The 13455-nt window shown below is 60.2% G+C and carries 10 protein-coding genes; 2 read left to right on the top strand and 8 right to left on the bottom strand.

The annotated features are described in order from the left end of the window. Positions 1-2: 2 nt before the first annotated feature. The 4 genes from ACN0WW_RS10875 to ACN0WW_RS10860 form a co-directional block, all read right to left on the bottom strand. Entirely contained in the window at positions 3-1157 is a 1155-nt protein-coding gene (locus ACN0WW_RS10875; RefSeq protein WP_417612319.1) for an NAD(P)H-dependent flavin oxidoreductase, read from the bottom strand. A 129-nt stretch (positions 1158-1286) separates the two neighbouring features. Further along, positions 1287-3281: an acetyl/propionyl/methylcrotonyl-CoA carboxylase subunit alpha gene (locus ACN0WW_RS10870; protein WP_417612317.1), complete on the bottom strand. Its 1995-nt coding sequence runs from the start codon at positions 3279-3281 to the stop codon at positions 1287-1289. Positions 3282-3387: 106 nt separating this feature from the next. Next, positions 3388-4200, bottom strand: a complete 813-nt coding sequence (locus tag ACN0WW_RS10865) for an enoyl-CoA hydratase/isomerase family protein (RefSeq protein WP_417612315.1) — start codon at positions 4198-4200, stop codon at positions 3388-3390. Between the two features lie 115 nt (positions 4201-4315). Next, positions 4316-5938, bottom strand: coding sequence for an acyl-CoA carboxylase subunit beta (locus ACN0WW_RS10860; protein ID WP_417612313.1), 1623 nt, complete (start codon positions 5936-5938; stop codon positions 4316-4318). A 120-nt stretch (positions 5939-6058) separates the two neighbouring features. Between ACN0WW_RS10860 and ACN0WW_RS10855 the strand changes: the two genes are divergently transcribed. After that, entirely contained in the window at positions 6059-6787 is a 729-nt protein-coding gene (locus ACN0WW_RS10855) for a TetR/AcrR family transcriptional regulator (protein ID WP_417612311.1), read from the top strand. Positions 6788-6842: 55 nt separating this feature from the next. Here ACN0WW_RS10855 and ACN0WW_RS10850 read toward each other — a convergent pair whose 3' ends face one another. From ACN0WW_RS10850 to ACN0WW_RS10840, 3 genes are all read right to left on the bottom strand, one after another. After that, a complete protein-coding gene (locus ACN0WW_RS10850; RefSeq protein WP_417612309.1) occupies positions 6843-9032 on the bottom strand; it encodes a 3-hydroxyacyl-CoA dehydrogenase NAD-binding domain-containing protein in 2190 nt (729 codons plus the stop codon). Between the two features lie 108 nt (positions 9033-9140). After that, entirely contained in the window at positions 9141-10355 is a 1215-nt protein-coding gene (locus ACN0WW_RS10845; RefSeq protein WP_417612307.1) for an acetyl-CoA C-acetyltransferase, read from the bottom strand. Between the two features lie 138 nt (positions 10356-10493). Further along, a complete protein-coding gene (locus ACN0WW_RS10840) occupies positions 10494-11654 on the bottom strand; it encodes an acyl-CoA dehydrogenase family protein (RefSeq protein WP_417612305.1) in 1161 nt (386 codons plus the stop codon). 141 nt (positions 11655-11795) lie between these two features. On the opposite strand from ACN0WW_RS10840, the gene ACN0WW_RS10835 reads away from it, so the two are divergent. Continuing rightward, the gene (locus ACN0WW_RS10835) at positions 11796-12362 is read left to right on the top strand and encodes an NADPH-dependent FMN reductase (protein WP_417612303.1); all 567 of its coding nucleotides are present in this window, start codon (positions 11796-11798) and stop codon (positions 12360-12362) included. Between the two features lie 12 nt (positions 12363-12374). Here the strand turns inward: ACN0WW_RS10835 and ACN0WW_RS10830 are convergent, their stop codons facing one another. After that, positions 12375-13376 (bottom strand): SDR family NAD(P)-dependent oxidoreductase, encoded by a 1002-nt coding sequence (locus tag ACN0WW_RS10830; protein WP_417612301.1) that lies wholly within the window; start codon positions 13374-13376, stop codon positions 12375-12377. Positions 13377-13455: the final 79 nt, after the last annotated feature.

The raw sequence follows: 13455 nt of genomic DNA, 5'->3' as shown, positions 1-13455 counted from the left end.
AGTCATTCCCCGAGATTGGCGGCCAGTCTTTCATAGGCGGTGAGGAAATCTTCCTTGAAGCCCTGCACCACCTGGCCGGCCGTCATCTGCTCGTTCATCAGGCCGACGCCCTGTCCGACCCAATAGGTGGACAGATCCTTTGCGCCCTGATTATCGCCCTGACTGAGCTTGTCGAGCACTCGCAGCGGCGGTTCGGCGACCAGCGACTGCAGCGGCATCGGCAGCGGATTCGGGGCGCCTTCCGCTTCCCAGGCATCGGTCCAGGGCGAGCGTAACTGCCGCGACGGCTTGCCGGTGCGCGAGCGCGCCCGCACTGTGTCGCGCGAGCTGGCGGCGAGCATCTTTTCTTTTACCACCGGATTGGTTTCCGCCTCGACGGTGGTCAGCCAGACCGATCCGCACCAGACGCCGCTGGCACCCATCGCCATGGCTGCCGCCATCTGCGCGCCGGTGGCAATGCCGCCGGCAGCGAGAACCGGCGTATCATCGCCGATCTGGGCCAGCGCGTTGCAGACTTCCGGGATCAGCACCATGGTCGATATATCGCCCGTGTGACCACCCGCTTCGCCGCCAACGGCTATGATAATATCGACGCCCGCCGCGACCTGACTCATCGCATGGTCTCTGGTGCCGACCAGTGCTGCGACGGGCACACCATGGCTTTGGCCCATTTCCAGCATCACCTGAGGCGGGATGCCCAGCGCATTGGCGATTAGCTTGATCGGGTGGCGGAAAGCGACCTCCAACAGGGCCGCTGCCGTACCGCCGCGCAGATTGTCGGTGAAGGCGACCTGCCTTTTCCGCTCTTCCTCGACGTCTTGTGCGACACGCTCGGCATCGACGCCGTGGCGCTGCATTATCTCATTTGTAAATTGCTTTATTTCCGCGGGAATGGCGGCGAGAACCGCTTCATGGTCCGGCTGTTCGCCTTTGCCTTCGACCTTGTTCGGCACGATGATGTCCAAGCCATAAGGCTTTCCATCGACATGGGCGTCGATCCAGCTCAGCTCCTCCTCGAGTGTCTCGGGCGAGCAGTTGACGCCGCCAAAAACGCCCATACCACCGGCTCTGGAGACAGCGGCCACGACATCGCGGCAATGGGAGAAGGCGACCAGCGGGAATTCGATTCCGAGCATGTCGCAGATCTTGTTGTTCATGATATTCCTCCTCCCGTTAGCCCTGAGCCTGTCGAAGGGCGTCTGGCGACGAGAGGCGTGGTTCGACAGGCTCACCACTAACGGTATCCCTCTGACGTCCTTTGACAGGCTCAGGGTGAACTGAGTCCATCAAGCTTCTTCCTCCGCTTCGTCCGCGACAATTTCCAGGATCAGATCATCGGCGGCAATCTGCTTGCCTGCGGTTGCTGCGATGCTTTCGACTGTGCCATCGATCTCGGCGAGTATCTCATGCTGCATCTTCATCGCCTCGAGCACGGCCAGCTTGTCGCCCCTGGCGACGCGGGCACCGGTCTCGACCAATATTTCGAGAAGCAACCCGTGCATCGGGGCGATGACAGTGCCGCCACCACCGGCGTCCTCCATGGCGCTGAGACCGGTCAGGTCGGTGACGGTCAGCGATCGTTCGGGCAACGCCAGATAGAGCGTGCGGTGATCGTCATAATAGATCGTATCTACGGTACGGTCGTCGACGCGCAATTTTGCCTGGTCGGCGGTCAGGCTCATCAGGGTGACGGAGACCTCGTCTTCACCGGATATCACCCGGTACTGGCCCGGCTGGTCGACATGGACATGAACGGTCTGGGCAGCTTCGCCCTCGGCATATTGTACAACCGTCTCCAGCGCGCCGGTGTTCGACCAGTCGAGCATCTCCGGATTGACGTTGAGCGCGAGTCGGTGCGCTGCCTGTTGCCGCAGCTTGTGATGGATGACGGCGGCGATCGCGTAGGACGCAAAATCGGGCGCGCCGAGATCGACTCCGTCCTCACCATAATTTTCGGCGATAAAGGCGGTCGTCGCTTCGCCACGGACGAAATCGGGCTTGTCCAGCGCATCGATAAGGAAGTCGCGATTGGTCTTCGGCCCGAACAGCGCGGTTTCCGACAGGGCCTTGATCATCCGCCGCCGGGCCTCGTCGCGGGTGGCACCATGGGTGACGATCTTGGCGACCATCGAATCATAGAAGGGCGACACCTCGCCGCCGCTGGCGATGCCACTGTCGACCCGCGACAGATCGGACGGCTTCCAGAGATGGACCGGTCCGGTGCTGGGCAGGAAATCGTCCGCCGGGTCCTCGGCATAGAGCCGGACTTCCATGGCGTGGCCGGTAAGCGTGACATCCGCCTGCTCGAGACCCAGCGAGTCGCCTGACGCAACTGTCAGCTGAAGCGCGACCAGATCGAGTCCGGTGATTTCCTCGGTCACCGGATGCTCGACCTGCAGCCGGGTGTTCATTTCGAGAAAATAGAATTCGCCGGACTGGTCGAGCAGAAATTCGACCGTGCCGGCGCCGACATAATCGACGGCCTTGGCCGCGTCGACCGCCGCCGCACCCATTTGCTCGCGCAATTCGGGCGTCATCACAGGGCAGGGCGCTTCCTCGATCACTTTCTGGTGGCGGCGCTGCACGGAACAGTCGCGCTCGCCGAGATGGATGGTGTTGCCCTGGCTGTCGGCGAAGACCTGGATCTCGACATGGCGCGGCTTGATGATCGCCTTTTCGAGGATCAGTTCGCCATTGCCAAAGGCATTTTCCGCTTCCGAGCGGGCCAGCTTGATCGCATTGGGGACATCGTCCAGATCATGGACCAGACGCATGCCCCGGCCACCGCCGCCCGCTGCGGCCTTGACCATCAGCGGTACGCCGATTGTCTTGGCTTCGGCGATCAGCACATCGTCGGATTGATCGTCGCCCTGATAGCCGGGGACGCAGGGCACGCCCGCGGCGATCATCGCGCGCTTTGAACGGGCCTTGTCGCCCATCACGTCGATCGCCTTTTCCGGCGGTCCGACGAAGATGATGTCCGCATCGGCGCAGGCTTTCGAGAAGGCCGCATTTTCCGACAGAAAGCCATAGCCCGGATGGATCGCATCGGCGCCTGTGTCCTTTGCTGCCTGTATGATCTTGTCGATCAGCAGATAGGATTCGTTGACCGGTGCCGGACCGATCCGCACGGCGTCGTCCGCCATTTTGACATGGGGAGCATCCGCATCGGCGTCGGAATAGACCGCAACGGTGCGCATGCCCAGGGCCTTGGCTGTGCGCATCACCCGGCAGGCGATTTCGCCGCGATTGGCGACAAGAAGCGTATTGATTCTGGTCATAGGGAAACCTCGTCATGCTGAACTGGTTTCAGCATCTGGTCAGATGATGAAGGAGAAGGATCCTGAAACACGTTCAGGATGACGATCATGGGGCAGCGCCGCTTTTTCATTGCGGTTTCACCACCCAACTCGGCTTGCGCTTTTCGAAGAAGCTGGCGACGCCTTCCTTGGCCTCGTCGCTGACCATGCGATCGGCGAAATTTTCTGCCGCCAGCCGGATCACTTCGTCGCGCGGCTTGCCGGCGATCTGGCCGAGCAGCTCCTTGGTCGCGGCGATCGCGCCGGGCGCGGAGCCCAGCACCTGCTTGCGCAGCTGCATCTCGATCGCTTCGAGGCCTGCTACATCGTCGGCGATAAAATCGGCAAAGCCCAGTTCATGCGCCTCTGCGCCATCAAAGCGCGCAGCGGTCAGCATCAACCGGCGACCGGTGGCGTAGCCGAGTTTCTGGATCACGAACGGCGAAATCTGGGCCGGGGTCACGCCGATCGCGGTTTCGGTCATCGCGAAGCGCGCGCCGCTTTCGCAGATCACGACATCGGCGCAGCAGGACAGACCGAAGCCGCCTGCCATGGCCGCACCCTCGATCAGCACGATTACCACCTGCGGCGCGGTGTTGACGAGGTCGAAAATCTCCGCCGCTCCGCTCGACATTTTGATGATCGCCGCCCGGTCGCCGCTCTGCTGGAAATTTTCCTTGAAATTTTTCAGGTCTGCTCCGGCGCAGAAGACGCCGCCGCGACCGCGCAGGGTAATGCCGCGGACAGTCCGGTCGTCGCGTACGCCTTTTAACACCGTGGCCAGCTCCGCGACCAGTGCATCGCTGAGGGCGTTGCGATTGTCCGGCTGGTTGAACCAGATGGTGAGCCAGCCCTGCTGGAGCTCGAGTTCCAGGGTTTTTGTTTCGGGGAGATTGGTCATAGGTTGTATCCCTCGCTGTGCTCCGGCCTGCGAGCCGGAGCCTTGGCGTCGACCGTGCTTTGACTGCAGGGCTCCGCATCGAGTGCGGAGCATAGCGCGCCTTTGGGCAGGCCACTCATATCCGTGCCACCCCGAAGGCATTGGGGTGCAGCGTCCTGTTCTGCGCCTCGAAGATCGTTTCCAGCGCGAAGCCGAGCACCTTGCGGGTGTCGCGCGGATCGATCACGCCATTGTCGAGCACCCGGCCGGATGTGAAGAAGGCGCTTTCCTGCGCTTCGAAAATATCCTTGATCCGCTGTTCCTGCTTGGCAATCGCTTCCTCGTCCGGCTCCACGCCTTTGCGCTTCGCCTGGACCCGGGCGACATGGCTCATCGTGTTGGCGGCCGATGCGCCGGCCATCACGCCGGTCTTCGCATTGGGCCAGCTGAACAGGAAATCGGGTTCGAACGTGGTGCCGCTCATGCCGTAATTGCCGGCACCAAAGCTGGCGCCGATATAGAGGGACAGTTTGGGAACGCGGACGTTGGACACGGCCTGGATCATCTTGCTGCCCAGCTTGATCATGCCCTTATGCTCGGATTCGGTGCCAACGATATAGCCGGTGGTGTTGTTGAGGAAGATGATGGGCAGCTGCGACTGGTCGCAGAGCTGGAAGAAATGCGTGGCCTTCGCTGCAGCCTCCGGATCGAACGGACCGTTGTTGCCGATGATGCCCACCGCATGGCCCATGATGCTCGCCTGCATACAGACCGTTCCCGGACCATAGCGGGCCTTGAACTCTTCAAAGTCGGACCCGTCGACAATCCGCGCGGCAACCTCCCGCACGTCATAGGGCGTCGTATAGTCAACCGGCACGACCCCGGCGAGTTCGTCGATATCGTAGATCGGCTCTTCATAGTCGTTGCGGCGGATTGGCGTGCTGTTCTTGTTCCAGTCCAGCCGGCCCATGGTCTCGCGGGCAATCGCAATGCCGTGGGCGTCGTCATCGGCGAGATATTCGACGCTGCCGGTGGTCGCGGCGTGCATTTCGGTGCCGCCCAGTTCCCGGTCGTCGGCGACTTCGCCGGTCGCGGCATGGACCAACGCCGCGCCGCCGAGCGCGGCCATGCCATTGTCGCGCACCCCGATCACATAGTCCGACATGCCCGGCATATAAGCACCACCGGCCGTCGACGGGCCGTGCAGCACGACCATCGTCGGGATGCCGTCCGCGCTTAGCCACGCCAGGTTGCGGAACAGCATGCCGCCGTGCGCCCAGAGCTCGACCTTATATTCCATCAGGTTGGCACCGGCGCTTTCGACCAGATGGATGAACGGCAGTTTGAATTGTTGTGCCATTTTCTGGGCGCCCTTGCTGGCATCCCAGCCGCCTGCCGTCGCCGCCCCGGCGCGAATGCCGCTGTCATCGACCCAGATCATGCAGCGCACGCCTTTGACGAAGCCGATGCCGAGGATAACGCTGCCGCCGGGAATGCTGGTTTCCGGATTCTCGTCCTCGAGCAGATAATTGGCCATATTGTAGAGCTGCAGCCAGGGCATGCCGGGGTCGAGCAGCCGCTTCAGCCGTTCGTGCGGCGTCAGCTGGCCGCGCTTTTCAAAAGTCGGGCGCCGCTTTTCCGATGCTGCCACCGCGCGTGCTTCAAGGCTGCGCAGATGATCGATCAGCGTCAGCATGTCCTTGCGATTTTGCTCAAAACTGTCCGAGCCGACGGCGATCTTGGATTTAAACTGGGGCATGGGTGCAGCGCCTCTTTCCGATGTGATCGTGGGAACCATTCACCATTTGACACGGCGAGTCCATAAAGGCTAATTGAATAGCACTCGATATTATCGAGTCAAGTTCGCAAAGGAACACTGGTGGCTTCAAAGGCGGTCCCGTCGGAAACCCAGCGCAGCAAGCTTCAGCGCAAGGAGCGTGTCATATTGGACGCCGCGCGGGCGATTTTTGTCGATCACGGGTTCGACGGTGCCCGGATGCAGGAAATTGCCCGCCGCGCGGGGATCGGCGAAGGCACAATTTACAGCTATTATGAGTCCAAGGCGGAACTGATGCTCGCGGTGCTGCAGCGATTCTGGGACAGCCTTACTCTGGAAGCGGAAGGCGTCATGGCGTCAGCGCAAGCTACGGATTTCTTTGGCCGTCTCGAGGCGCTGGCCCACTATCATCTGAACACGGTGATCGTGAACGTGGATTTCATCAACCTCACCTTTGCCCTGCGCCGCAACAACAGCGAAGTGAGCGTGTCACGCGACCATCTGCGCCATTATGTCGCCGTCTTCGACCGGCTGTTTCTGCGTGGGCAGGATCGCGGCGAGTTGCGCGCCGATGCAGTGCTCTGGCGGGCCCGGGATATATTCTACGGGAGTCTCGAATATAGCGCCCGGTCGATCGAAATGACGATGGAGGCGGGTCGCAGCACGCGCGAGCAGACGCCCGTGGTGGAGGATCTCGTCGCGCTGTTCCGGGCGCATTATGGCGCTCTTCCCAAAGATGAAGCGATCGACGGTCCGACGGCGGCAAGCCTGTCCGCGCAGATCGAGCGATTGACCGAAAAAGTCGATACGCTTTCGAAACGTCTCGACTGACCGCCAAAAAAAAGGGCTCCCGAAGGAGCCCTTTCTTGTTGTTCTTTTGCCCTGATCAGGCGGCCTTGTAAAAGCTCTCGCCAGCATCCGCTTTCTCGCGGAAGCTCATCGGCGGCTTGAATCGTTCGCCATATTTCTGCGCCAGATTGTCGGCGATGCGGACAAAATTGTCGATGCCCATCGTGTCTATATGGCTCATCGGACCGCCGGTCCAGGGTGCAAAGCCCCAGCCGAAGATCGCGCCGAGATCGGCCGACTGCGGATCGGAGACCACTTCCTCGTCAAAGCATTGCGCAGTGGCGATCAGCTGGATGAACATCAGCCTTTGTTTGACCTCTTCGACGTCCGGCTGTTCTTCGGCCAGCGGGAAATGCTCGGCCAGGCCGGGCCACAATTTCTTCGAGCCGTCCTCGGCATATTCATAGAACCCGCCGCCGAAGCGCTTGCCGCGCCGGTCGATCTGGTTGACCATGATGTCCATCAGCTTTTCGGTGCCGCTGGGGACATAGGCGTCGCCCATTTCTTCCTTGGTCGATGTCATAATGTCATAGCCAAGCTGCAGCGTGGTTTCGTCGACCACGGCGAGCGGGCCGATTGGCATGCCCATGGCGATGGCAGCATTCTCGATCAGCGCCGGTTTCACCCCTTCGGCGACCATCAGCATCGCTTCATTGGCATAAGGCGGGAAGACGCGGTTGGTGTAAAAGCCGCGGACATCCTTGACGACAATCGGCACCTTGCGGATCTTGGCGTTGTAATCGAGCGCTGCCGCCAGGGCCCTGTCGCCGGTTTCGGCGCCGGGGATGATTTCCAGCAAGGGCATTTTCTCGACCGGCGAGAAGAAGTGCATGCCGATAAACTGGTCGGGCCGTTTGCTGTTCTTGGCAAGACCGGTAATCGGCAGAGTCGAAGTGTTGGAGGCAAAGACCACATCCTTGCCGATCACCGCTTCGGTTTTCGTGATCACATCTGCTTTGACATCGGGCCGCTCGAACACAGCCTCGATGATCAGGTCAACATCTTTCAGATCATCATAATTGTCGGTCGGTTTGATCCGCGCCATGAAGGCCTCGGCCTTTTCCTTGGTCATCTTGCCGCGTGCGACCTTCTTGTCGACGATCTTCTGGCTGTAGGCGATGGCTTTCTGCGCCTCTTCCATATTGCGATCCAGGACCACGACATTCATCCCCCCCTTGGCGGTGACATGGGTGATACCCGAACCCATCAGGCCGGCACCGAGCACGCCAACCGTCTTGATGTCGGATTTGGGAACGCCTTCCGGACGCGCCGCGCCCTTTTCCGCTGCCTGCTTGTTGATGAACAGGGTGCGGATCATGTTCTTGGCCTGCGGGCCGCTGAGCAGCTTGGTGAAATATTTGCTTTCGACGCGCAATGCGGTGTCGATTGGCAGCATCGAGCCTTCGTAGAGGCAGGACAGGATCGCCTTGACCGCTTCGTAATTGCCCTTGCTCTGTTTCAGCGCCATGGCCGAGGAGCCGAGGTAAAGAGGAACAGCGCGGGGGTCCATGGAGCCGGCACCGCCAGGAAACTTAAAGCCCTTCTTGTCCCAGGGCGCGGACGCTTTGGGGTTGGCCTTTACCCATTCTTTCGCCTTGGCGACGACTTCGTCAGCTGGCACGACTTCATCGATAAAGCCTTGTGCTTTGGCCGTCTGCGGATTGGCGGGATTGCCCATCATGATCATCATGCCAGCGGCTTGCAGACCGGCGAGGCGTGGCAGACGCTGCGTGCCGCCACCGCCGGGCAGCAGCCCAACCTGCACTTCGGGGAGGCCGAGCTGGATCTTAGGGTTGTCGGCGCAGACGCGATAGTGACAAGCGAGCGCCAGTTCGAGGCCGCCCCCGAGGGCAAGGCCGTTAAGCGCGCAGGCTACTGGCTTGGCGTGGGCCTTGCCCTTGAGCAGGTCCTTGGCGCTGTTGCCGCCGGTTTCCATGCGGCGCAGCATGCCGTTCAGTTCCCATGCGCTTTCAAAGGCTTCCGCCATGCTGTCGGCTTTTGACGCGCCCAGCATGTTGAGATCGGCACCGGCCAGAAAGCCGGAAGGCTTGCCGGAGGTAATCACCGCGCCCTTGATATCATCGTTGCTGATCAGCTCGTCGACGAAGCTTTTGAAATCGGTAATCAGCGCCTGGTTCCAGACGTTCATCGACTGGCCTGGCAGATCAATGGTGACGAGAGCGATGCCATCGCTGTCCGTATCGACTGTGAATGTTTCGTAGGTCATGTTTTATTCCTTACTGTCTCATCCGGTGCTCCGCATTTTATGCGGAGCCTTGACGAGAGGGCGGTTGCCAGCCCTCCGAAGCTCCGCATCAAGTGCGGAGCACAATTTCTAGTTCACGCGCTCGATGATCGTGGCGATGCCCATGCCGCCGCCGATGCAGAGCGTGGTCAGCGCGGTCGACTTGTCCGTGCGTTCCAGTTCGTCCAGCACCGTGCCGAGAATCATCGCGCCGGTCGCGCCGAGCGGATGGCCCATGGCGATCGCGCCGCCGTTGACGTTCATCACGCTGTGGTCGACATTCATCGCATCCATGAAGCGCAGGACGACCGCTGCAAAGGCCTCGTTCAATTCCCACAGGTCGATGTCATTTCCGGTCATGCCGGCGCGTTCCAGCGCCTTTTTCGCGGCAAATTCGGGGCCGGTCAGCATGATCGTCGGTTCGGAACCGATAGCAGCCATCGAGATGATCCGCGCGCGCGGCTTCAGGCCATATTTCTCGCCGGCCTTTTCGTTGCCGACCAGAACCGCTGCCGAGCCGTCGACGATGCCGGAGCTGTTGCCGGCATGGTGGACGTGGTTGATCTTTTCGACTTCAGGATGCTTGAGGATCGCGACATCGTCAAAACCGGGCATCTGCTTGCCCATCATCTTGAACGCCGGGCCCAGCGCGCCGAGCGACTGCATGTCGGTTTCGGGCCGCATCAGTTCGTCCCGGTCGAGCACAACCTCACCGATCACGTCGCGGATCGGCAGGATCGAATTGGCAAAGCGATTCTCGTCCCACGCTTTGGCAGCGCGCTTCTGGCTCTCGACTGCATAGGCGTCGACATCGTCGCGGCTATAGCCATATTTGGTGGCGATCAGGTCGGCCGAGATGCCCTGTGGCACGAAATATTCCTGAAAGACCAGAGACGGATCGGCCATGCCGCCGAGGCCGTCGCTGCCCATCGGGATGCGCGACATGGATTCGATGCCGCCACCGACCGCCAGATCGGTTTCGCCGGAGCAGACCTTGCCGGCTGCGATATTGACCGCTTCCAGCCCGGACCCGCAGAAGCGGTTGACCTGGATCGCCGAGGTGGTGTCGGCATAGCCGGCCTTGAGCGCGGCCATGCGGCTGATCACTGCGCCCTGCTCGCCGACCGGGGAGACGCAGCCAAAGGCGATGTCTTCCACTTCGTGGCCGTCCAGGCCGTTGCGGTCATTGACCGAGGCCAGCACCTGGGAGGCGAGGTCGAGGGCGGTGATTTCATGCAGGCTGCCGTCGTTGCGGCCCTTTCCGCGCGGGGAGCGCACTGCGTCGTAGATTAAAGCGTCGGTCATAGGGGGTCCTCTCGATAGACGAATATATTGGCTTGCCGACAATGCTAATGTTGCACTGCAGCGCAGTCAAGCAGTTTACGTAAACGTCAATTAGCAGAGAGAGGCGACTCGCCTCCTCTTCCTGACCTCCACCCTAAACTATTCGAGGATCGATTGGTATTTCTGGCTGAAAATGTCGCGTCCGACGATATAGCGCATGATCTCGCTTGAGCCGGCATAGATGCGGCTCATCCGGGCGTCGGTGAAGATCCGGCTGATTTCATATTCCTTCATATAACCGGCACCGCCGTGCAGCTGCAGTCCCAGATCAGCCATTTCCCATTCAATCTCGCTGCCCAGCATCTTGCCCTTGGCGGCGATATTGGCGGTAAGGCCGCCCTGGTTGTGGATCTCGACGCAATGGTCGACATAGACCTGCAACATGTCGATTTTGGCATCCATTTCGGCCATTTTGAACTGGGTATTCTGCATATCCGACAATTTCTTGCCGAAAACATTCCGTTCCATGACAAATTCGCGCGTGACATCAAAAGCCCGCCGCGCGGATGCGGCATAGCCGACCATCCCGATCAGCCGTTCCTCGGCCAGGCCTTCCATCAGATGGATGAAACCCTTGCCCGGCGTGCCCAGCGTGTTTTCCTTCGGTATCTTCACGTCATTGAAGAACAACTCCGCAGTATCCTGCGCGTGGAGGCCGATCTTCTCTAGATTCTGGCCACGTTCGAAGCCTTCCATGCCCCGTTCGACGATCAGCAGGACCATCGCATGCTTGTCATCGACGCCGTCAATCTTGGCAGCGGCAATGACGACGTCGGCGTTGATACCGTTCGAGATATAGGTTTTGGAGCCGTTGAGCAGCCAGTGGTCGCCCATGTCCTTCGCCGTGGTTTTCATCCCGGACAGATCGCTGCCGGCGCCGGGCTCGGTCATTGCGACGGCGAGAATCGTCTCGCCGCTGACGCATTTCGGCAGGAAGCGTTCGCGCTGTTCCTCGTTGCCGATATTCTTCAGATAAGGCCCGACCAGCCGGCTGTGCAGGGTATTATACCATTCGGAGCATCCGGCCCGCGCGGTTTCCTCGATGATGATCTGTTCATAGCGAAAATCGTCATCGCCCATGCCGCCATATTTTTCGTCGGGCCAGATCATCAGAAAGCCCTGGTCGCCAGCCTTCTTGAAGATTTCGCGATCGACAATCCCGGCTTCGCGGAATTCGTCCATCCGCGGCGCGACATCGTCGGCGAGAAAGCGGCGATAGGCATCGCGGAACATATGCTGTTCTTCGGTAAATTTGCGCATGAGAATATCCTTTGGTCAGACAGGGAGAAAGGCACGCGGTAACGCGCCGAATTTGCGCCAGTCTTAATGGGCGCGGTTTAATCGGTCAATTAAGAAACATGCCCGTTGCAATTGCCCGGCAACCCTCGGTATGGCGTGCCCGTGGAACAGATAAAAAAACCCTTCATCCTGGGATTGGGCGGAACGACCAATTCCGTATCATCAACCGAACAGGCGCTGGCGATTGCGTTGCACGCCGCGGAAGAGGCCGGAGCGGAAACCGCCCTGTTCGGATCCGATCGGATGATGGCCTTGCCGCACTATCGTTCCGATCCCGCGGGCCTGAACGAGACCGGTGAAGAGCTGGTTGCGCTGGTGCGCCGCGCCGATGGTCTGATCCTCGCCAGCCCTGGTTATCACGGCACGGTTTCCGGGCTGGTCAAAAATGCTATCGACTATATCGAAGAGACGGCCCGCGATGAGCGAATCTATCTTGATGGCCTGCCGATCGGCCTGATCGTCACGGCTTATGGCTGGCAAGCAGTTGGCAGCACGCTTGCGGCGCTGCGCTCGATCGTCCATTCGCTGCGCGGCTGGCCCACGCCGATGGGTGTCGGAATCAATGCATCGGGCGGGATCTTCAACGACGGTGTTTGCACGGAACAGGGTGTCAACGAACAACTGCAACTGGTTGCGCAGCAGGTCATGCAACGCGCCGAAACGCGCTGAACATTTCGCATATTAGCGAGGCGGCATATTGCCGTAAAAATCTCTGTACCAGCTGACAAAATTCTGCAGACCTTCCTTCAGCATCACCTTTGGCTGATAGCCGGTGAGCGCATGGAGCTTGCTGACGTCGGCAAAGGTTGATGTGACGTCGCCTGGCTGCATCGGCCGCATGATCTTCTCCGCCTTTATCCCGAGCGCGTCTTCCAATGTCTGGATCATCTCCATCAGACCGACCGGATGGCTGTCGCCGATATTGAGAATGCGGTTGCCGTGCGGTTCCGGGACATTGTCCAGTGCGCCCAATATGCCGTCGACGATATCGTCGATATAGGTGAAGTCCCGCGCCATCTTGCCCTCGCCGTAGACCTCGATCGGTTCGCCCGCCAAAATCTTCTGGGTGAAGCCGAAATAGGCCATGTCGGGGCGGCCCCAGGGACCATAGACGGTGAAGAAGCGCAGGCCGGTCTGGGGAAAACCGTAAAGCCTGGCATAGGACTGGCTCATCAGTTCGCAGGACCGCTTGGTCGCTGCATAGAGCGAGACCGGCTCGTTGACTGGTTCTTCCTCGGTGAAGCCGACGCCGCCCATCGGCTTGTCGCCATAGACCGAGCTGGAGGACGCATAGACGAGATGCTGAAAATCGGGCGCATGGCGGCTGGCTTCGAGCAGCGACAGATGGCCCTCAAGATTGGATTTCTGATAGGCGAACGGATTTTCGATACTGTAGCGCACTCCGGCCTGAGCGGCGAGATGGATGATCCGCTGCACGCCATTGTCCTGCACCAGCGCCTTCACGCGATCTGCGTCAGACACATCCATCTGCTCAAAACCAAAACCGTCCAGCGCGTTGAGATTGGCAAGCCGGGCGGATTTCAACGCCGGATCATAATAATCATTGAGATTGTCGATCCCGATTACCCGTTCCCCGCGCTGAATCAGCCGCGTCGAAACCGCATGGCCGATGAAACCGGCGGCACCGGTTACCAGAATGGGAGAAGGATCAGTATCGGACATAGTGGTTTCCATCGCTATCAATGGCGCGGCCTCTAGCATGAACCGGTAAAGATTTCACAAGCGAAAGCCGCCTGCCGGT

The organism is Parasphingorhabdus sp. (genome assembly GCF_048269865.1).
GTDB lineage: Bacteria > Pseudomonadota > Alphaproteobacteria > Sphingomonadales > Sphingomonadaceae > Parasphingorhabdus.
This window is presented reverse-complemented; position numbering and strand designations above follow the sequence as displayed.

What these genes read in the sequence shown, in the direction of transcription:
- ACN0WW_RS10845 (WP_417612307.1), bottom strand. Translation starts at nt 10,355, where the DNA reads ATGACCGACGCTTTAATCTACGACGCAGTGCGCTCCCCGCGCGGAAAG.
- ACN0WW_RS10860 (WP_417612313.1), bottom strand. Translation starts at nt 5,938, where the DNA reads ATGCCCCAGTTTAAATCCAAGATCGCCGTCGGCTCGGACAGTTTTGAG.
- ACN0WW_RS10875 (WP_417612319.1), bottom strand. Translation starts at nt 1,157, where the DNA reads ATGAACAACAAGATCTGCGACATGCTCGGAATCGAATTCCCGCTGGTC.
- ACN0WW_RS10850 (WP_417612309.1), bottom strand. Translation starts at nt 9,032, where the DNA reads ATGACCTACGAAACATTCACAGTCGATACGGACAGCGATGGCATCGCT.
- ACN0WW_RS10840 (WP_417612305.1), bottom strand. Translation starts at nt 11,654, where the DNA reads ATGCGCAAATTTACCGAAGAACAGCATATGTTCCGCGATGCCTATCGC.
- ACN0WW_RS10865 (WP_417612315.1), bottom strand. Translation starts at nt 4,200, where the DNA reads ATGACCAATCTCCCCGAAACAAAAACCCTGGAACTCGAGCTCCAGCAG.
- ACN0WW_RS10870 (WP_417612317.1), bottom strand. Translation starts at nt 3,281, where the DNA reads ATGACCAGAATCAATACGCTTCTTGTCGCCAATCGCGGCGAAATCGCC.
- ACN0WW_RS10830 (WP_417612301.1), bottom strand. Translation starts at nt 13,376, where the DNA reads ATGTCCGATACTGATCCTTCTCCCATTCTGGTAACCGGTGCCGCCGGT.